The sequence below is a fragment of the Kangiella taiwanensis genome, from assembly GCF_020005165.1.
In the GTDB taxonomy this organism is placed as follows: Bacteria; Pseudomonadota; Gammaproteobacteria; order Enterobacterales; family Kangiellaceae; genus Kangiella; species Kangiella taiwanensis.
Genome location: NZ_JAHCLT010000002.1, coordinates 1 through 19,025, shown reverse-complemented (window position 1 = coordinate 19,025; position 19,025 = coordinate 1). Strand labels below are relative to the sequence as shown.

Genomic DNA, 19,025 nt, shown 5'->3' with positions numbered 1-19,025 from the left:
GGCTTAGAATAAAATTCTAAGCCGTTTTTTATTACAGAGGTAGCAATGGCCGACGAGGGTTCCAAAAATGAGTCTGTAGATACCAGCAGTAAAGTTGCTGAAGAAATGTTCAGTGATATTAAGTCTAACCTTCCGGATGCAGTTGCACCTCTTTGGCAAAGCTTAGAATCCAACCCTTGGCTGCTTGCCGCCGCGGTGATTGCCACGGGTACAATCATTGCAAAACTTGCGCAATGGCTCTTTAGAAGTAGTCTCGGCAAGCTGGCAAGCAAAACAAAAGGTGATTTTGATGACCAATTGCTGAAGGTCTTAGCAAAAGGTTTATACTCTCTTATTTTCTATCTATCGTTGTTATTGGCGATTGAAGCGCTACAGTTTGCTTCAGGTATTGATACCTTCTTAAAGCGCTTTGTGGTGACCTTGCTTATTATCTCACTGATGGTAAAAGTGCTGAAAATAACGCGTCTGACTCTAGAAGCGTTTTCACATAACAAAAAACGATTTAAGTTCATTGAAGAACGAACCATACCGATTCTCGATATCACCACTAAGATCTTAATTGTCGGTGCGGGACTGTATATTCTCATTTTGTCGTGGGGTATTAATCCTACTGCTTGGCTAGCATCGGCAGGTATTGTTGGTATCGCAGTGGGTTTTGCGGCTAAAGATACCCTGGCAAACTTATTTTCAGGCTTCTTTATTGTTGCCGATTCGCCTTATAAGTTAGGCGACTACATTATTCTGGATACTGGAGAACGTGGTCGCGTGACTCATGTTGGCATAAGAAGTACTCGATTATTAACGCGTGACGATGTTGAAGTAACCATACCGAATTCGGTTATGGGTAATGCTAAAATTGTTAACGAAAGTGGTGGCCCCTGGGAAAAAACTCGAATCCGAATTAATGTGGGCGTGTCTTATGATAGTGACCTTGAACAAGTCCATGATGTCTTAATGGAGATGGCTGAAGACAACGCTGATTTGTGCTCTAGTCCAGAGCCAAGAGTACGCTTTAGAAGTTTCGGTGGTTCGAGTATTGATCTACAGTTTATGGCATGGATCGAGCGACCGGAACAGAAAGGGCTAATCTCGCATCGGCTTATTATGAAAATTCATAAGTTATTTAATGAGAAGGGTATAGAGATACCTTACAGCAAGCAGGATTTGTATGTTAAAGAATGGCCTAATAGCCCTAGTTAGCCTAGTAGTTACTTGGGCTGCTCACGCAGATAAGTCTTTTGAAGAGTCGGAGTTAACGGCCCTTAGCGCTTGTGGTGAAAATAAAAAAGCACAGTTACTGGCAAAGTTGGTAAAGGAAGATCCTGACCAGCTAAGAAGCTCACTGTCGTGCAATCAAAAGCTGACCAGTATTGCGCAGCAGAAAGCTGAAGAAATGGCGGAGGCTGGTGAGGTAAGTCATCACGGTGTTGGAGGATACCCTGACCAACGATTAATTGAAGGTGGCTACAATTTGAAGTTACCTGAAGGTGTTGGTTTGGAGGGAAATCATGTTGAAGCTGTTCAAGGTGGTAGCTCACGAGCCGAAGACATCTTGTCTAAATTTAAAAACTCATATCAGCATAGAGTTCATCTGTTTGGAGAACATTCATTTTTCTTGGAGCAAGACGAGATAGGTGTTGGTTACGCTTATAACTGGAACAGCCCGCACGTCGATTATTGGGTAGTGTATATTGCGAGCCGAGCTGAACCCGAGAATGGTACGGAATAAGTAGCGTTACTAAGCTTTTTTTTCTTTGGCTGGCTTGGACACCTGATAGCAAGGAACGTAATTTTCGGCGTTGAGCTTCATACGCTTTTGCGTCACAAAGGCTTCAAGCAGCGCATCTAATTGATCCATGATATGGCTATCACCAGTGATTTGATAAGGACCGTGTTTTCGAACTTCTTCAATACCTTTTTCTTTAACGTTACCAGAAACGATACCCGAAAAGGCTTTTCGCAAGTTTGCTGCAAGCAAGTGAAGAGGTTGATCCGAACTCAAGTCTAACGCGCTCATATTTTCATGAGTGGGCACGAACTCTTCTTGGAAATCCCATAGAATTTCGAGCTGCCAGTTAAAGTGATAAGCATCATGCATTCTCTTACGGTATTCTCTAACTTCTGCAATACCCTTTTGAATGGTGCGTGCAACTGCTACAGGATCATCAATGATGATCTGGTACTTAGACTGTGCCTCTTGCCCCAAAGTATCACCGATAAAGCGGTCAATATGTTCGAAGTAGGATGCCGATTCTTTTGGTCCTGTAAAAATAAGAGGGAAGGGGGTGTTCTTGTTCTCCGGGTGAAGCAAAATGCCTAGGATGTACAATATCTCTTCCGCGGTCCCAACGCCGCCAGGAAAAACGACAAAACTGTGTCCAAGCCTTACGAAGGCTTCTAAACGTTTTTCGATATCCGGCATAATGATCAGTTCATTGACTATCGGATTAGGTGATTCTGCAGCGATAATTCCAGGTTCAGTAATTCCAATGTATCGTCCATTATTAATACGCTGCTTAGAGTGCCCAATTAAAGCGCCTTTCATTGGCCCCTTCATAGCACCAATACCGCAACCCGTGATGATATCGAAGCCCCTTAGTCCTAAACGATAACCAACTTCTTTTGTGTATTGATATTCGAACTCCGGAATTGCGTGTCCTCCCCAGCAAACGACCATGTTGGGATCGCAGCCCGGTCTTAGCGCTTTCGCGTTCCTTAGAATATGGAATATGGCGTTTGTACAGCCATTACTCGAGTTAAAATCAATTCTCGAGTTCGACTCTAATTCTTGTTTAAGAAAAACAATATCTCTAAGCACACTAAAGACTTGCTCTTTGAGCCCTTGTATCATGAAACCGTCAACTAGTGCTGTAGTTGGCGCGTTTTTGATTTTGAGCTTTACTCCTTTATTGAGCTGTAACACTTCAACATCGAAATGTTTTAGCTGCTCGTTATGGAAGCTAATCTCATCAGTGATTTGTGTGCTGTTTAAGACTGCCAACACGCACTTTTTAAAAAGCTCATGCTCACCGCCTTTTGAATGCTCGCTCAATCTTGCGATTTCATCGTTGGTGAGTAGTTCTAGTCCTGATTCTGCAGTGATCTCTATGTCTATATGCTTCATTTTCGTATTATAGTAATTTTGCGTATTTATTATCTCTACTCATACTCTAGAGTAATCAATGAGGGCACGCAATAGCTTTAGTATTAAAGGTTTATGTCATACCGCTAAGACTTTACTGAACATCTTTCATCTAACTTACTAGAATGCTGGATTGTCGTCACCCTGCCTGATTTACTGACCACAAGGGCGCGATGGAGCCTTCCGTCACGACGATGGCAAAGGTACAGACTGCCATTTTGATGATGTGTGTAGCCGGTAGGAGCGATGGTTAGGCCTGCCTTGTTCTGGAATGCCGCCCATGTGACAGATTCATACTCTGCCTTAAGTTCGGTCTGGTAATGAGTATTTCTAGTTGAGCGCTCAAGCACCCTTAACTCACTCCAGTCTCTGGAGCAGTCATCTTCAGGAGAAAAGCCACAAATAATGAAAAAACGATTACTGCTAATGGCTTTAGTTCTGGTTGTTTCAATAACATTTTTAATGGTAAATACATCGCTTTCAACGCTGCTTTTTTCTAGCATGTAGCTGATAGGTGGCGTAGCTATTAATCCGATGATTGATACGATGGCGACTGAAACTAAAACTTCGGGTAGTGTAAAGCCTTTGATCACTTTGAATTCCTTTTCCTGTGATTTATGAAGTGGCTAAATTAAAGAAAAGTGAAAGGCCTGTCTTTAAGTAATTACCTATACTTTTGTATGATATCTCTGATGATGCCTGGGTTTATTGGATACCAAGCTTTTTCATTTTATAGCGAATGGTTCTGAAGCTTATTTTAAGTAGCCTCGCTGCTTCAGTACGGTTCCATCGTGTTTGCTCAAGAGCTTTCTCTATTTCTTGTTTCTCGATTTCTTCGAGGTACTGATCGAGTGCTTTATCACCGCGCCCAGCTGCTTCAATATCATGGTGTGCTTTTGTACTTTTATTGGTATCCATCAAAATGATGTCATCTGGTTGGATGGAGTCATGAGTCGCTAGAGTGGTGGCTTTAAAAAGAATATTCTCCATTTCTCTATAATTATATGGGAACGTGTGTCGGGATAGCTTTTCTAAAGCATCTGGGCTAAGTGATTTTCCTGTTTTAAAGTCCTCAAGATAGGAGCCAATAATTGCTGAAAAGGCTTCTTCACGCTCCCTCAATGGTGGAATGGTAAAGTTGATGACATTAATTCGGAAGTACAGATCTTCACGTAATAAACCTTTTTCAACCAGCTCACTTAGATGGACCTCGCTACAAACAATGATTCGAATATCCAGTTGTGTCGGCTCTGTCTGGTCGTCCGCGATAAAGCTTTTATCTTCTATTAGTTGCAGTAATCGTTTTTGCAAAGGGAAGCTTAGCAAGTGCAAGTTGCTGATGACTAAGGTACCTTGATCTGCTTGGCTTAAATAGGATGTCCTAGTGTCTGAATTAAGAAACACAACATCCTCTTGGTCCTCAAGGGGATGGGCTTCAAAGTCTAGATAAACCAGTGGGCTATCAGCTCGGGAGCTCTGTTGGTGAATGATTTTTGCCAACGCTTCTTTTTCAGTACCTGGGTCGCCAATAATGACTACTGGCGCTTGTGAGCCTTTAACTTTATTTAGCTTCTGTCTTAAGTTCTCAGCATGCTTGTCATTACCCGCTAGTACTTTATATACGGTGTCCTTTTGTGGCTCTTGACGTTTTTGATTGAATTTAAAAGCATGCTTCAGGAGTTGCCTAAGATGATTTAAATCAATCGGCTTGGATAAAAAATCAAAGGCTCCAAGCTTCATTGCTTCAATGGCTTTTTCCGTGCTGCTATACGCAGTAATAACCGCAATCGGCATCTCTGGGTAATGTTTTTTGCAGTAACTTACCATCTCCAATCCATTACCATCAGGTAGTCTTAAATCGGTTAAACAAAAGTCAAAAGGCTCTTCTTTTAAGGCTTTCTTGGCTTCAGCTAAGTCTTTGCAGCTAACCACGTCTAGCTTCATCTGTATCAAGGTCATTGTCAAAAGATGACGAATGTCGGCTTCATCATCTATTAGGATTACCTTTGGTTTGGTCTCGCTCATAACAATCCTGATTAATTGTAACTGTCAAAGCTGATACGGAAGCAAGCTCCGCCAAATGCGACAGGAATACAGTCTAGGTGAGCTTGGTTTGCCTCGCAAAGCTCTTTAGATATATACAGTCCTAACCCAGTGCCATCGTGGGCCGTCGTATAAAAAGGCTCGAATATTTTTTCTTTTTGCTCAAGCGTGACGCCTGTTCCTTCATCAATCACGTCAAGGAATAAGTCTTCGCTGATAGGGTCTTGACCAGCTGCGACATGGAGTCGATATTCTTTGGTATTGATATAGCTAAATTTTAAACCGTTATCAAACAAGTTTGAGAGTACTTGTTTCAATTGGCTTTGATCGAATGCGACCATAAGATCTTCGTCAATATCCTCTAGAGTAATGACGGGCTCGAACTTAAGGCCTTGTTTATACTCCTTGATAAAACGCTTAATGAACCGATTCAATACAATTGCTTCCCTGTTCGGAGGCTTGCTTTTAGATACTTTTTGTACGTTTTCAATGATTTCATTGATCCTTTTGGATTGACGTTGAATGATTTTAATAAGTTCTTGGTCGTCGTCAGAAATTTGCTTTTTTTCAGCCAATAAAGCTGTCGCTTGACTTACTGCGCTCAGAGGGTTTTTAACTTCATGAGCGATGTTGGCTGTTAACTGCCCTAAAGAAGCTAATTTTAATTGATGGGCTTTTTTCATCACTTCGGAGTAATTATCCAATGTAATGAGGATTTTCTCTCCTTCGACTAAGGAAATGAAACGTGGCAATAACTGAGGCCCAGTATTCGTAGCTCTAAATGGTAATCCTTCCTCAGAATCCAGTCGGCCCGACTCACTCTTATCCTTACGAGCTTTTTCAAGCTGATAGGCCAAGTCATCAGTAACGAGCTTCAGTGGTTTGCCAATGGGGTTTTCAGGCAATCCTAGGCCGTACCAAGCGGTTTGGTTAATGTGCTGTATGGTATTCTTTGTATCGACGACGATGACACCACGGTTCATTTTATCGATGATTTGATTATTGAGCTCGTGCATTTTGTAAATCGACTGACTTTGCTCTAAGGTTTCAACTTCATAATCAGTCATACGGCGAGCAAGAATATTGGCTAGAACCGTTACTGCCAATATGCCAGCAATTTGTAGGCTCAGTTCCGAAAAGTCTGCAATTGAAATGGAGTCTACTCTTGAGTGCTGAATGAGGACTACGGCACCACATGCAAACAAACCATAGAGTAACCCGCCACGATGCCGTGTTAAAAAGAGACCGACAATTGACACTAGTGACATCATTACGATGTAAACCGCGGTGTTTTGGTTTCCAGAGTAGGCAAGCAAAGCGATAAAGAGAATGTCAACCAATGGTTGGCTGAGAGCCTGTATCCGAAACTGGTGCTCTACAAAGGCCATGAACAGCAGTAGATTCGCGACGATTAAGTAACTGATAGCGACCGAAGTATAGGTTTCTGCGTCGTGAAGTTGTTCTTGCGCGCTAAAAATATAAGGAAGCAGCAACAGGAGTAGGGCTAATATCAGCCTGACTACTGAATAATACCGTAGAAACTGCCAACCGAATTCAATTTTCTTATTGTTATTAAGCACTCGAGATCCTTTGTAACTTATTGTCATAACACAGATTAAGTCTTGTCGAGGTTCTTTTCAAGTTTTCCGCTTTAACACTTTGAAAAATGACGTATTTATTAGACAATAGGCAAATAATTTAGACTTGAGAAAGCAAATGCGTATTGCTCTCGCGCAAAATAACTATATCGTTGGCGACATTCGCCACAATTTAGCGCTCATTAAAGCTTCAGTTCATCAGGCAGAAAACGCCAGTGCTGACATTGTTGTATTTTCAGAGTTGGCGTTGTCTGGCTACCCGCCAGAAGACCTTTTACTGAGACCTGATTTATTTGATTTGGTGGAAGGTGCACTAGAGGAATTAAAGTCTCTACAGAGTAATGTGGCTATGGTTGTTGGGCACCCACGAAGATCTCATGGGCGCACATACAATTCTGCTAGCTTCATCCATAAAGGCTCGGTTTTACTGTGTTACGACAAACAGTTATTACCGAATTACTCTGTTTTTGACGAAAAGCGTTACTTCACGCCAGCGAGTGACTGTCCGATTATTAACTTTAAGGGCATCAATATCAGCATCCTGATTTGCGAAGACTTATGGTTTAAAGAGCCAGCACAGGTAGCTAAGCTGGCTGGTGCAGAGTTGATTTTAAGTCCGAACGCCTCCCCTTATTATTATGGTAAAGCACCTGTACGCGGAGCAGAGATGGCCAGCCGGGCTAAGGAAAATAGCGTGCCGGTTATTTATGTGAATCAAGTCGGAGGACAAGACGAACTGATATTTGATGGTTGCTCTAGCGCTTATAATTCTTGTGGTGAAAGTGTATTTACTGCTGCCGAAATGGCCGAAGATTTTGGCTGCGTTGAGTTTGATAAAGCGGCGAATCGGTTAACTTCAATGCAGGAAAGCTCTCAGCAATGGGACGATGAAGAGGAAATATGGCAAGCTCTGGTACTTGGTGTCAGGGATTATGTGAATAAAAATGGTTTCCCTGGAGCGTTGTTAGGTCTTTCTGGTGGTATCGATTCTGCGGTAACTCTTGCGGTGGCTGTTGATGCTTTAGGCAAAGAAAATGTTAATGCCGTCATGATGCCCTTCAAATACACGTCAAGCATGAGTATTGAGGATGCCAAAGAGGAGGCTGAGGCATTAGGTATTGAGTTCGATATCATCTCAATAGAACCAATTTATGAGGCGTTCATGCAACAAATGTCACAACAGTTGGCTGGGACGGAGCTTGATACGACCGAACAAAACATCCAAGCCCGTTGTCGTGGTACGATTTTGATGGGACTTTCCAATAAGTTTGGCCGATTAGTCCTAACTACGGGTAACAAATCCGAAGTGGCTGTGGGTTATTGTACGCTCTATGGTGACATGGCCGGTGGTTTTGATGTTCTGAAAGACGTATCAAAAACCATGGTATATAAATTGGCTAGGTACCGAAATACGGTATCTGCAGTGATACCTGAGCGTGTTATAACGCGACCACCTTCAGCAGAACTCGCGCCAGATCAAAAAGATGAAGATAATTTGCCCCCTTATGATATTTTAGACGGTATTCTTGAGGCCTATGTTGAGCACGATAGCAGCATTTCTGATATTGTTGCGCTTGGTTATGATGAAGCAACGGTGCGAAGAGTCATTCGACTGGTTGATATTAATGAGCATAAGCGGCGTCAGGCGCCTCCAGGCATAAGGATCAGTTCCAGAGCATTTGGGCGTGATAGACGTTATCCCATCACCTCAGGTTTTGGCCGACAGTTTAAGTAGGAGTTTTAGAGGAAACTGCAATGAAAAAGATTGAAGCGATTATCAAACCATTCAAATTGGATGATATTCGAGAGTCACTTACCGACTTAGGTGTAAACGGTATGACGGTAACGGAAGTAAAAGGGTTTGGTCGTCAGAAAGGGCATACCGAGCTCTATCGCGGTGCCGAATATATGGTTGATTTCCTACCTAAAGCGAAGGTTGAAGTCGTGGTGGATGATGAGTTGGTCGATAAATGTGTTGAAACCATCATTGAAGTTGCAAGAACCGGAAAAATTGGTGATGGTAAGATCTTTGTAACTAATATTGAAAGGGCTGTTCGTATTCGTACTGGTGAAGAAAGTAGCGAAGCTATATAGGACAGAAGTGCTATACCCTCACAAAAAAAGCGGCTTTTAAGCCGCTTTTTTTGTGCTGAATATTTAAAGGTCCGCGAAGTCGTAATCAGGGTAGTTGAGTAATAACACTTTACGATACTGCTCAGCTAACTCTGGAAGCTCAAGAATGTTGTAGGCTTTTATTAGCATATCTAAAGCATAAGGGACTGCAGGCGTCTGCGGAAAATTCTCAACAATGTACTTGGCACGGTTTGCAGCGCCAATGTATATGTCGCGCTCCATATAATATCTTGCGATATGCAGCTGATTTTCAGCCAGCAAGTTTCTGATTTGAATCATGCGCTTGCGTGCATCTGGAGCATACTTACTTTCTGGGTAAACTTCGACAAGCGCTTTAAAGTTGTCAAACGCTGCTTCCAGGTTAGTCGTATCTCGAGTCTCTAAATCTGCTTGGAACGTTTGTTTAAATAAGCCGACTTCTGACTCATAGTGCATGACACCTTTCATATAATACACATAATCTGCATTTTCGTGCTGTGGATGCTGACGTAGGAATCGATCAGCTAACGCCTGTCCAGCTTCATAGTCTGCTTTTTTGAAATAGGCATACAGCAAGTCCATTTTCGCTTGCTCTGAAATACTGCCGAAAGGGTAGCGGGTATCAATTTCCTCAAGCATTTCGATGGCCCGAGTGTAGTTACCACTACGTAGTGAGGTTTTAGCGCGGTCAAACAACTGTTGGGCCGTCATGACCTCAAGTTTTGTTTCTTCTTCTAATTCATCCTTTTCTGGCGTGCTCGAACACCCAGCTAACACTAACATAAGGCTGGCAAGCGATACTAAAACGATTTTTTGCATATTAATTCTTTCTGTTTATATTAAGCCTGATACAATGTGAGTCATTCTAACTGACAGCATGTCATACGCCAATCTTTTTACGCGATTTTACAATGACTACCCAATCTATCGAACTCAGACACACATTTGACGAAAAAGTTTACGGAAAGCGACTCGATTTAGCACTTTCTGAAGTTTTCGAGGAATTTTCGCGCTCTAGAATCCAGGACTGGGTGAAGCAAGGCTATGTCAAGGTCAATGACGAAGTGGTGACCTCGAACAAGCACAAAATGTCAGGTTTTGAGTTGGTGGAAGTTAATGCTGTGATCAAAGTTGCTGGTGAGTGGAAGGCACAAGCCATCACTTTGAATATCGTTCATGAAGATGATGACTTATTGGTTATCAACAAGCCTGCGGGTTTAGTGGTACACCCAGGAGCAGGGAATCAGGACGGTACTATGGTTAACGCCTTGTTGCATCATGTGCCAGATTTACAGAAGCTACCTCGTGCGGGAATCATCCATCGTTTGGATAAAGAAACTACAGGTTTACTTGTGGTTGCAAAAACTATTGCAGCTCATACAAGTTTGGTGGAACAGTTGCAGAACCGTGCCTTCACACGTGAGTACGATGCGTTGGTGAACAGGGTGATGGTTTCGGGCAGCTCAATTGATGCGCCTATTGGTCGCCATCCGACAAAACGTACTGCAATGGCTGTCATTCCTGACGGTCGCCGAGCGATAACTCACTATCGTGTGGCAGAGAAGTTTTTGGACCATACGCATCTTAAGTTGCGGCTAGAAACTGGTCGTACTCACCAAATTCGTGTTCACATGAGCCATTTAAAATTCCCAATCATCGGAGACCCTCTTTATAGTGGCCGTTACCGTGTGCCAACCAGGATTACGCCTGAGTTAAAAGAAAAACTGAGTGGGTTTAAGCGTCAGGCTTTGCACGCCAGTCTACTGGGATTAAAGCATCCTGCGACGGATGAGTATGTTGAGTGGCGTGCGCCGATGCCATCGGATATGCAGGCACTTCGCGATGAGCTGGTAGCGAATCGTGAGTATTACTCAAGCCAAGATGCCTAAAGATGTCGTTACCTCTGGTCTCTCCTAACTGGGATGTTCCTGCAAACGTAAAAGCTTTTTGCAGCACTAGGCATGGTGGGGTAAGTGAGACACCATGGGATAGTCTCAATCTCGCACTTCATGTTGATGATAAAACGACATCAGTCGAAGAAAATCGACTAAGGCTAGAGCAGACAACCGGATTACCAAACCCTAAATGGCTTAAGCAGACACATAGTACTCGAGTGATCCAACATTCTTTTAGCTCGCACGATGCTGATGGTTGCTATTCTGATAGGTTTGGACAAGCCTGTATTGTGATGACCGCTGATTGCTTACCTATTTTACTGTGTAACGAAGAGGGGAGTTGGGTCGCGGCTATACATGCTGGGTGGCGCGGGCTTGCGGACGATATTCTATTCAATGCAGTACAACAGTATAAAGGCTCAAGTCCCTTGATAGCTTGGATTGGCCCAGCAATTAGCGAAAAGTTCTTCGAAGTTGGAGCAGAGGTTAGAAACAGTTTCATCAATAAAAATAGCCAGTTAGATCGCTACTTTAATGCTAATAGTCACCAGAAATGGCAGTGTGACTTGGCCGGTATCGCTGAGTGTGAGTTAACTCGATATGGTGTTAATGTGCACCAAAGTAACTTATGTAGTTACAGCGACGCAGATAATTTTTATTCACACAGACGTGCAACTCATCAGTTTGGAAACACGGCAACAACCGGGCGTATGGCGAGCGTAATCTGGCTTGAGTCACTATGATTGTTGATGATGAGCGAGTAGATACAGACATAATTATTGAGTAAACAGATGGACTGGCTGCAAACAAATATCACCCTAATAATTTGGCTCCTTGTCATTCTTGCCGTTTTTCTATTGGGTTATTACCTTAAAGTTAAAGCAAAAAAGTATAATCATGTCGACTGGGGCTCATGCAAGTTGAATTTTGTTGACGGGCTTTGCCGCGCTTATTGCGTTAAGTTTCACCGCTTAAAGCTCGAAAAGTTTGACTTGCCAAAGTCCGGCGGAGCCATTCTCGTATCTAATCATGTTTCCGGGGTGGACCCTTTGCTCTTAATCGCCGCCTGCGATCGTCCGATTCGTTTTATGATTGCCAAAGAAGAGTATGAGAGATTTGGATTAAATTGGTTATTTAAAGGCGCGGGTTGTATCCCTGTGGATAGAACAGGCAGGGCGGATATCGCTTTTCGCCAATCCAAGCGTGCACTGGATAAAGGCGAGATTATTGCTCTGTTCCCACATGGAAAAATACATCTGGACGATGTGAAACCTTACCGTGTCAAAGCCGGTATTAAACGTTTGGCTCAATTAACTCAAAAGCCGATTGTCGTCGCTAGAATTACAGGGGTCAGAGGCCAAGGTAGCGTCTTTAAGCCCTTATTTATGCGTTCGCATACTGAAGTGATCAGATTTCCTAATATTTCCTACCAATATTTTGAACACGATGATTCGCTACAGGAGCTTGGGGAATTACTGCTGGGGCATCGTCAAGAGCTATCTAAACTAGCTCCCCTTGATTAAATATTAGACTTGAAAATCTAAAATAAAACCACATTTTGTAAGACATCTAGTTGTATTTATTTAAATGAGCATTGACGAATAATATCGTGTTCATAATGAGGTCTTACAGATGAGAATGGATAAATTTACCAGTAAATTCCAATCGGCCTTAGCTGATGCACAGTCATTGGCTGTGGGTCGTGATCACCAATACATTGAGCCGTTACATCTTATGCTGGCTATGCTACAGCAACAGGGCAATAGTGTCTCCGCGATTCTCAATCAAATTGGAGCCGCACCTTCTACGCTAGCCCAATCAGTAGAGTCAGAGATTAAAAAATTACCTCAAGTTTCTGGTAACGCAGGCGAGGTACATTTGTCCCCAGAATTAGGCAAGGTGCTTAACATCTGTGACAAGATTTCTCAGCAGCGCCAAGATCAGTATATTGCCTCAGAGTTGTTTCTATTGGCGGTTCTAGAAACTAAGTCGACATTGGCGAAGCTACTCAATGAGCAAGGCATCACTAAGCATATGGTAGAGGATGCTATTAATAAAATTCGTGGCGGCCAAGGCGTTGATGACCCTAATGCTGAAGAAAATCGTCAAGCACTTGAGAAGTACACTATCGATTTAACGGAACGAGCCGAGAGTGGCAAGTTAGATCCTGTGATTGGGCGTGATGATGAAATACGCCGCTGTATTCAAGTACTGCAACGCCGTAGCAAAAACAATCCAGTCTTAATCGGCGCGCCCGGTGTCGGTAAAACTGCGATTGCTGAAGGTTTGGCACAACGCATTATCAATGGTGAAGTGCCTGAAGGCTTAAAAGGTAAGCGCGTTTTATCTTTAGACTTAGGTGATTTGGTTGCAGGAGCTAAGTTTCGAGGTGAGTTTGAGGAGCGACTTAAAGCGCTACTTAGCGACTTATCGAAACAAGAAGGCAAGATCATCCTCTTTATTGATGAGCTACACACCATGGTTGGTGCCGGTAAAACCGATGGCGCGATGGATGCCAGCAACATGCTCAAGCCTGCTTTAGCAAGAGGCGAGTTGCATTGTGTTGGCGCAACAACATTGGACGAATACCGCCAGTATATTGAGAAGGATGCTGCGCTAGAGCGACGTTTTCAGAAAGTGTTGGTTGATGAGCCGTCGACAGAAGATACTATTGCTATCTTGCGTGGCCTAAAAGAGCGTTATGAGGTCCATCATGGCGTTGAAATCACCGACCCTGCAATCGTAGCAGCAACCACCTTATCGCAGAGGTATATCACAGACCGTCAGCTTCCGGATAAAGCGATTGACTTGATAGATGAAGCGGCAAGCCGTATTCGTATGGAAATAGACTCTAAGCCAGAAGCGATGGACCGCTTAGAGCGTCGTTTGATTCAGTTGAAGATTCAACGTGAAGCGCTGAAGAAAGAAACGGACGATAGCTCTGTTAAAAGGCTGGGCGATTTAGAAGAGCAAATTGAGTTACTCGAAAAAGAGTACGCAGAGCTGGATGAAATTTGGAGTTCAGAAAAGGCGTCTGTACATGGTGCACAAAACATTAAAGCTGAGCTTGATAAAGCACGGGTTGAGTTAGAAGCCGCGCAGCGCTCGGGCGACCTAACGAAAATGTCTGAGTTACAGTATGGAAAGATACCTGAGCTTGAAGCGAAGCTTGAGCAAGTCTCGGAGCAAGATACCCAAGAGATGCAGCTGTTGCGGAATAAAGTGTCCGATGTAGAAATTGCGGAAGTTGTTTCCAAGTGGACGGGGATTCCTGTGGCAAAAATGCTCGAAGGCGAGCGTGAGAAATTGCTGCAGATGGAACAAGCGTTGCATGATCGTGTAGTGGGGCAGAGTGAAGCTGTTTCCGCGGTATCAAACGCCATTCGACGCTCGCGCGCAGGTTTGTCGGATCCCAATCGTCCTAATGGGTCATTCTTATTCTTGGGACCAACTGGCGTTGGTAAAACTGAGCTTTGTAAAACATTGGCCACATTTTTGTTTGATACAGAAGATGCTATGGTCCGTATCGACATGTCGGAGTTTATGGAAAAGCATGCCGTTGCTCGTTTAATTGGTGCGCCTCCAGGGTACGTTGGTTATGAACAGGGGGGCTATCTAACAGAGGCAGTACGTCGCAAGCCCTATTCAGTGATTCTATTTGATGAGGTCGAAAAAGCGCACCCAGATGTCTTCAATATTTTATTGCAAGTTCTGGAAGATGGTCGTTTGACCGACAGTCAGGGCCGGACCGTAGACTTTAAAAATACTGTTATTGTGATGACCTCAAACATGGGTTCTGATCTGATTCAGCAATACAGTGGTGCGGCAAAAGACGAATCGACGTCTAATGAACAGAAAAGCTACAACGAAATGAAAGATATGTTGATGGACGTCATTGGTAATCATTTCCGCCCAGAGTTTATTAACCGAATTGACGAAATTGTTGTCTTCCATCCTTTGGCTAAAGAGCAAATTAAAGCCATCGCTGCCATTCAAGTGGATAGGTTGTTGCAGCGTTTGAAGGATAATGGTTTTGAGGTAATGATTACTGATCGTTTGTTAGAAAAACTGGCTGAAGCAGGCTTTGATCCTGTTTTTGGTGCAAGACCCTTAAAGCGTGCGATTCAAAGCCGACTAGAAGATCCTTTATCCAAAGCGATTTTATCGGGTGAGCTACAAGCAGACGCTGTCATAACACTCGATGTTGAGGGAGATGAACTTAAGATTCAACAATAACTATTAACTGATACTAAACTTAGCCTGCACTAAAACTGTGCAGGCTTTTTTTACTCGCTAGTAAAAACACAATTCCTCGATATAATCGAGGGAATTCAAGTTCTTTGATTATTATGATGTATCGCTATTTGATTTGGCTATTTTTGGCTACTGCATTACTGACCATTGGTAGTCTTTGCTACTTGCAAGGAGAAAAGAGCGTTGTAGCTATTGAGTGGTTAAACCAAGTAGCGCCATCTGCTTATCGGTGGCTAATGGCCGTTGCCAATAGTCTTCCCCGTATTTATTACCCTGGGTGGATTGCAAACCATTTAGCAGACATCATGTGGTCAATGAGTTTTGCAATGCTTATTTGTGGGATTTGGGTTAACCAGTTCTCATTTTCGAAATTATTGCTAGTTGGAATAGCCTGTGCTATTTTTTATGAAGTATTACAGCTGGTTGGGGCTGCGCCTGGAGTTTTTGATATTTGGGATCTTTTTTACTCTCTTTGCGCAGGCGCTGTTGGAGCTTCTCTAACTTACCTTCTACTAAAAAAGTATCATATTAAGGAACAATATAATGAAAACTTGCTTGATAAGTCTAGCCGCTAGCGCCATTGTTCTACAGTCATGTGCTGGACCAACGTATTCTGTGGCTCCCAAAGAACCTTCGTATGTGGGTATCCACCCATTAGTTTTAATCAGTAATGATAAAAGCCAATCGCAAAGTACTCTCGTCACTATTAATGGAAAAAACTTCGTTCTTCCTGAAGCTTGTTCAATGAGACGACAGTTTGGTGATGCCGTGGATTCACGACAGTTTGGCGATGCCGCGGATTCACGACAGTTTGGCGATGCTGCAGACTCACGACAGTTTGGCGATGACGCCGATTCACGCCAGTTTGGCGATGACGCCGATTCACGCCAGTTTGGCGATGATGCAGATTCACGCCAGTTTGGCGACGATGCAGATTCAAGACAGTTTGGTGATGACTCAGATTCACGCCAGTTTGGTGATGCTGCGGATTCAAGACAGTTTGGTGATGATGCAGATTCACGCCAGTTTGGTGATGATGCAGATTCACGACAATTTGGTGATGATGCAGATTCACGACAATTTGGTGATGATGCAGATTCACGTCAATTTGGAGATCTTGCCGATAGCCGTCAATTCGGTAATCAAGCTAGTCAATATAAATGTATTAAAGTGCCATCAATTAATTCTGTTGTGATTACTGGTCTTGTTGGACACGAGGTCGTTAATGTGACGACTGGAGATGATTTCTTAAACTATAGACATGTTAATAACAGTATAATTTTAAAATATTAAAACTGAGGAGACTAAAATGAACAAGTGGTTAAAGGTAGGGGCCAGCACCATTGTTATATCTGGAATGCTGATGCTTGCAATGGGATCAGATGAACCGTCACCAAGATTAATCAACTACACCAATAAGACACCTATGCCTATTCAGCATGGTGTGGTGGAGGAAGGCTTAACAATTGTTGCTGAAGACAAGTCTTTTGAGTTGAAAGGTGGGCAGCGCTTCCGCTCTCCATTCCAGTCTAATCTATGGACTTATGGTTGTGATCTCAGCAGTATCAATGGGAAAAATGTTTTAAACAGCGCGGACAAAGGATTACGCTGTGGTGGTAAAAAAGTGCATGTTTTCCACGGTAACAACCCAGAGCCACTCTATGGCGTATTGGTGTTAAATACATCGGTTGCAGCAGCAAAAGGGCCTGCTTCTCGCTCTTACATGGTCAAGGTCCCAGACGATAAAATTGCTCATGCACGCGAAGGGAATACGGCGGTATCATTTGAAATTATGAAGTGGGATGAAAGTCAGCGTTGGTCGCATACAGGAAGAACAGTGACTAATGAGAAAACAGCTTATAGCTGGATTCTATGGGTATCGGCTTATCCTTTGTAATTGGCTCATGAGCAAGCGTAATATAATAAAGCCCTCATCTTGGAGGGCTTTTTTCTTAGTCCTAATTGCAATATTTGGCAACGTTTCCCTTTGCCGTATTTAATCTAGCTATTCGGTCTTCCCCTGAAATCATTTTTTCTTTGCCATCTTCCATTATCATAATGCGCTGATTTGTTTCCAAACTTTGCATATTGTTTTTAGCAATTTCGCAGTTTTTTCTACGGATTTCTTCATTGGCTTGTTGTACTCGCTGCTTTTCAGCCTGCTGTTGAGCTAAAATATCATCTTGCTCAGCTGTGATGCTAGACTCGGTATCAGAATTAGCATTGTCTTCTGGTGGTTTCTTAGAAGTATTTTGATAAATGGCTTCATACTCAGTACCGCGCGGAGGTTTTGACTGCGTATACTTGATGTTCCCTTGGCTATCTTTCCATTTATATATCGGCTTGTCTGCAACCGCGCTGAAACTAATTGTTAACGCAGTTAACGTGCTGATGAGCAAGGCTTTCTTATTAATCATAATGACTCTCTTGTCGTATTGTGAGAACTATGCTGTAACAACATCCTCTTCTTTTACCACTAATTTATTGGTTTTGGCAAATTCGAGCAATTCTTTGAAGAGGTTAGGGTGCTGTATTGATAACTGGTTAGCCATTATTACCGATTTTACACCCTCATATATAGCTGGACGAAGGAGAGGGGAGTAGATAATGCGGCGATTGCGAAAGGTACATAAGTTACCGCACATGCGCTCAGCCCAATCGCTGGGTCGGAACTTTTTTCCGCTCTCCGTAATACCTAAAATAATAGTGCGCTTGTCTGTTTGTTCATCACTCATATAATTTTTACTGAAATGATTTTCACTATTGCTAGTTATGATAAGATGTAATGCATTGATTATAACGTGTTTTTAATAGGTAATACCATTCTATGAAAGTGAAGAAGTCATTAGCCAACCGTCGTGGCATCTATCTCTTGCCAAACTTGTTAACAACGGCAGGTTTATTTGCAGGGTTTTATGCCGTTGTTGCGTCGATGCAGGGACACTTTGAAAATGCTGCTATTGCAATTTTCATTGCCATGATCATGGATGGATTGGACGGCCGCATGGCTCGCATGACCAATACTCAAAGCGATTTTGGCGCGGAGTATGACTCTATGGCGGATATGGTTTCTTTTGGTATTGCCCCATCGCTGGTGGTTTATAACTGGGCTCTAACGGATATTGGTAAATTTGGTTGGTTAGCCTCTTTTGTGTATGTGATTGGTGCTGCTCTACGATTAGCTCGCTTTAATACACAAGTTGGCACAGCCGATAAGCGTTATTTCCAAGGATTAGCAAGCCCGTCTGCCGCCGCTGTACTGGCTGGCCTTGTATGGTTAGGTGTTGAATATCAGTGGGATGCCAAACCATGGGGAATCTATATTGGCATCTTAACATTGGTCACTGGCTTGCTAATGGTCAGTAATTTCCGCTATTCAAGCTTTAAAGAAGTCGACTGGAAAGGCAAGATTCCATTTATTGGGGTATTAATCATCGTTTTGGTCTTCATCTTCATCGCAATGGATCCTCCTTCAGTATTGTTTGGTGGTTTTGCCCTATACGCACTTTCTGGTCCAGTTATGACCTTATGGCGTATTAAGGATATAAAAGAAGAGCGTCGCCAGCGCAAAAGAACGGAACCCGTGGATACCGAAGTGCAGGATAACGATTCTTCTGATACTGAAGAAGATGGTGTAGACAAGAAATCATAACGATATACACATCTGACGCGAATTTTCCGTCCAGAATCTTGGACGGATAACCTCACCTAATCATGCGAAGCTAAAATATCTAATCAATAACGCCAAATCTGCTTAATTTTTGCTCAAGTTGGCGTTATACTAAGCAGTTCCTCCGTAGCTTTTTGAACTCTTGAAATTAATTTAAAAAAAGATTCAAAAAAGGGTTGCGGGGAGCGATTTAGTGTCTATAATGCGCACCACTTTCGAGGCAAACGAAACATTTGAAACGCAGCGAAAGAGCTCAGGAAGAGCGGTTTTTAAGACGGTTTAAAAAGTTTTAAAAAATGTGTTGACAGGAA

19 protein-coding genes are annotated in these 19,025 nt (G+C 42.9%); 12 read left to right on the top strand and 7 right to left on the bottom strand.

Translation table 11 applies throughout. The features are described from left to right. Nucleotides 1–45 precede the first annotated feature (45 nt). Together KFK88_RS05630 and KFK88_RS05625 are read left to right on the top strand one after the other, a co-directional pair. Nucleotides 46–1,200: a mechanosensitive ion channel family protein gene (locus KFK88_RS05630; protein WP_223577695.1), complete on the top strand. Its 1,155-nt coding sequence runs from the start codon at nt 46–48 to the stop codon at nt 1,198–1,200. Beyond that, nucleotides 1,169–1,729, top strand: a complete 561-nt coding sequence (locus KFK88_RS05625) for a CAP domain-containing protein (protein ID WP_223577694.1) — start codon at nt 1,169–1,171, stop codon at nt 1,727–1,729. The genes KFK88_RS05630 and KFK88_RS05625 overlap by 32 nt, the downstream gene beginning before the upstream one ends. 9 nt (nt 1,730–1,738) lie before the next feature. Here the strand turns inward: KFK88_RS05625 and ppnN are convergent, their stop codons facing one another. From ppnN to KFK88_RS12000, 4 genes are all read right to left on the bottom strand, one after another. After that, nucleotides 1,739–3,124: a nucleotide 5'-monophosphate nucleosidase PpnN gene (ppnN, locus tag KFK88_RS05620; protein ID WP_223577693.1), complete on the bottom strand. Its 1,386-nt coding sequence runs from the start codon at nt 3,122–3,124 to the stop codon at nt 1,739–1,741. Between the two features lie 104 nt (nt 3,125–3,228). Next, nucleotides 3,229–3,735 carry a GspH/FimT family pseudopilin gene (locus KFK88_RS05615; protein ID WP_223577692.1) on the bottom strand — a complete coding sequence of 169 codons (507 nt, stop codon included), beginning with the start codon at nt 3,733–3,735 and terminating at the stop codon, nt 3,229–3,231. Nucleotides 3,736–3,847: 112 nt separating this feature from the next. Further along, the gene (locus KFK88_RS05610; RefSeq protein ID WP_223577691.1) at nt 3,848–5,167 is read right to left on the bottom strand and encodes a sigma-54-dependent transcriptional regulator; all 1,320 of its coding nucleotides are present in this window, start codon (nt 5,165–5,167) and stop codon (nt 3,848–3,850) included. Nucleotides 5,168–5,178: 11 nt separating this feature from the next. After that, a complete protein-coding gene (locus KFK88_RS12000) occupies nt 5,179–6,765 on the bottom strand; it encodes a sensor histidine kinase (protein WP_223577690.1) in 1,587 nt (528 codons plus the stop codon). A 124-nt stretch (nt 6,766–6,889) separates the two neighbouring features. On the opposite strand from KFK88_RS12000, the gene KFK88_RS05600 reads away from it, so the two are divergent. Beyond that, on the top strand, nt 6,890–8,518 hold the full coding sequence (locus tag KFK88_RS05600) for an NAD+ synthase (RefSeq protein WP_345252048.1): 1,629 nt from the start codon (nt 6,890–6,892) through the stop codon (nt 8,516–8,518). A gap of 20 nt (nt 8,519–8,538) precedes the next feature. Beyond that, the gene (locus KFK88_RS05595) at nt 8,539–8,877 is read left to right on the top strand and encodes a P-II family nitrogen regulator (protein WP_223577688.1); all 339 of its coding nucleotides are present in this window, start codon (nt 8,539–8,541) and stop codon (nt 8,875–8,877) included. Nucleotides 8,878–8,940: 63 nt separating this feature from the next. On the opposite strand, the gene KFK88_RS05590 is transcribed toward KFK88_RS05595, so the two are convergent. Continuing rightward, entirely contained in the window at nt 8,941–9,714 is a 774-nt protein-coding gene (locus KFK88_RS05590) for an outer membrane protein assembly factor BamD (RefSeq protein ID WP_223577687.1), read from the bottom strand. Between the two features lie 92 nt (nt 9,715–9,806). Between KFK88_RS05590 and rluD the strand changes: the two genes are divergently transcribed. From rluD to KFK88_RS05555, 7 genes are all read left to right on the top strand, one after another. Further along, entirely contained in the window at nt 9,807–10,784 is a 978-nt protein-coding gene (gene rluD, locus KFK88_RS05585; RefSeq protein WP_223577686.1) for a 23S rRNA pseudouridine(1911/1915/1917) synthase RluD, read from the top strand. Between the two features lie 2 nt (nt 10,785–10,786). Then, nucleotides 10,787–11,533, top strand: coding sequence for a peptidoglycan editing factor PgeF (gene pgeF / locus KFK88_RS05580; protein WP_223577685.1), 747 nt, complete (start codon nt 10,787–10,789; stop codon nt 11,531–11,533). A 36-nt stretch (nt 11,534–11,569) separates the two neighbouring features. Then, nucleotides 11,570–12,313, top strand: coding sequence for a lysophospholipid acyltransferase family protein (locus KFK88_RS05575; protein ID WP_223577684.1), 744 nt, complete (start codon nt 11,570–11,572; stop codon nt 12,311–12,313). A gap of 109 nt (nt 12,314–12,422) precedes the next feature. Beyond that, the gene (clpB, locus tag KFK88_RS05570; protein ID WP_223577683.1) at nt 12,423–15,026 is read left to right on the top strand and encodes an ATP-dependent chaperone ClpB; all 2,604 of its coding nucleotides are present in this window, start codon (nt 12,423–12,425) and stop codon (nt 15,024–15,026) included. 113 nt (nt 15,027–15,139) lie between these two features. Then, the gene (locus tag KFK88_RS05565) at nt 15,140–15,619 is read left to right on the top strand and encodes a VanZ family protein (RefSeq protein WP_345252432.1); all 480 of its coding nucleotides are present in this window, start codon (nt 15,140–15,142) and stop codon (nt 15,617–15,619) included. Further along, a complete protein-coding gene (locus tag KFK88_RS05560) occupies nt 15,588–16,337 on the top strand; it encodes a hypothetical protein (protein WP_223577681.1) in 750 nt (249 codons plus the stop codon). The genes KFK88_RS05565 and KFK88_RS05560 overlap by 32 nt, the downstream gene beginning before the upstream one ends. A 16-nt stretch (nt 16,338–16,353) precedes the next feature. After that, a complete protein-coding gene (locus KFK88_RS05555; protein ID WP_223577680.1) occupies nt 16,354–16,941 on the top strand; it encodes a hypothetical protein in 588 nt (195 codons plus the stop codon). 61 nt (nt 16,942–17,002) lie between these two features. Here KFK88_RS05555 and KFK88_RS05550 read toward each other — a convergent pair whose 3' ends face one another. Both KFK88_RS05550 and KFK88_RS05545 read right to left on the bottom strand, forming a co-directional pair. Beyond that, nucleotides 17,003–17,461, bottom strand: coding sequence for a DUF4124 domain-containing protein (locus KFK88_RS05550; protein ID WP_223577679.1), 459 nt, complete (start codon nt 17,459–17,461; stop codon nt 17,003–17,005). A gap of 27 nt (nt 17,462–17,488) precedes the next feature. Continuing rightward, the gene (locus KFK88_RS05545) at nt 17,489–17,779 is read right to left on the bottom strand and encodes a DUF3579 domain-containing protein (protein WP_223577678.1); all 291 of its coding nucleotides are present in this window, start codon (nt 17,777–17,779) and stop codon (nt 17,489–17,491) included. A gap of 92 nt (nt 17,780–17,871) precedes the next feature. Between KFK88_RS05545 and pssA the strand changes: the two genes are divergently transcribed. Next, entirely contained in the window at nt 17,872–18,696 is an 825-nt protein-coding gene (gene pssA / locus KFK88_RS05540; RefSeq protein WP_223577677.1) for a CDP-diacylglycerol--serine O-phosphatidyltransferase, read from the top strand. Nucleotides 18,697–19,025 lie beyond the last annotated feature (329 nt).

Excerpts from the sequence above, each read along its gene's own strand:
- KFK88_RS05630 (WP_223577695.1), top strand. The coding sequence starts at position 46 with ATGGCCGACGAGGGTTCCAAAAATGAGTCTGTAGATACCAGCAGTAAA.
- KFK88_RS05625 (WP_223577694.1), top strand. The coding sequence starts at position 1,169 with ATGTTAAAGAATGGCCTAATAGCCCTAGTTAGCCTAGTAGTTACTTGG.
- ppnN (WP_223577693.1), bottom strand. The coding sequence starts at position 3,124 with ATGAAGCATATAGACATAGAGATCACTGCAGAATCAGGACTAGAACTA.
- KFK88_RS05610 (WP_223577691.1), bottom strand. The coding sequence starts at position 5,167 with ATGAGCGAGACCAAACCAAAGGTAATCCTAATAGATGATGAAGCCGAC.
- KFK88_RS05595 (WP_223577688.1), top strand. The coding sequence starts at position 8,539 with ATGAAAAAGATTGAAGCGATTATCAAACCATTCAAATTGGATGATATT.
- KFK88_RS05590 (WP_223577687.1), bottom strand. The coding sequence starts at position 9,714 with ATGCAAAAAATCGTTTTAGTATCGCTTGCCAGCCTTATGTTAGTGTTA.
- rluD (WP_223577686.1), top strand. The coding sequence starts at position 9,807 with ATGACTACCCAATCTATCGAACTCAGACACACATTTGACGAAAAAGTT.
- pgeF (WP_223577685.1), top strand. The coding sequence starts at position 10,787 with ATGTCGTTACCTCTGGTCTCTCCTAACTGGGATGTTCCTGCAAACGTA.
- clpB (WP_223577683.1), top strand. The coding sequence starts at position 12,423 with ATGAGAATGGATAAATTTACCAGTAAATTCCAATCGGCCTTAGCTGAT.
- KFK88_RS05565 (WP_345252432.1), top strand. The coding sequence starts at position 15,140 with ATGATGTATCGCTATTTGATTTGGCTATTTTTGGCTACTGCATTACTG.
- KFK88_RS05560 (WP_223577681.1), top strand. The coding sequence starts at position 15,588 with ATGAAAACTTGCTTGATAAGTCTAGCCGCTAGCGCCATTGTTCTACAG.
- KFK88_RS05555 (WP_223577680.1), top strand. The coding sequence starts at position 16,354 with ATGAACAAGTGGTTAAAGGTAGGGGCCAGCACCATTGTTATATCTGGA.
- KFK88_RS05550 (WP_223577679.1), bottom strand. The coding sequence starts at position 17,461 with ATGATTAATAAGAAAGCCTTGCTCATCAGCACGTTAACTGCGTTAACA.
- KFK88_RS05545 (WP_223577678.1), bottom strand. The coding sequence starts at position 17,779 with ATGAGTGATGAACAAACAGACAAGCGCACTATTATTTTAGGTATTACG.
- pssA (WP_223577677.1), top strand. The coding sequence starts at position 17,872 with ATGAAAGTGAAGAAGTCATTAGCCAACCGTCGTGGCATCTATCTCTTG.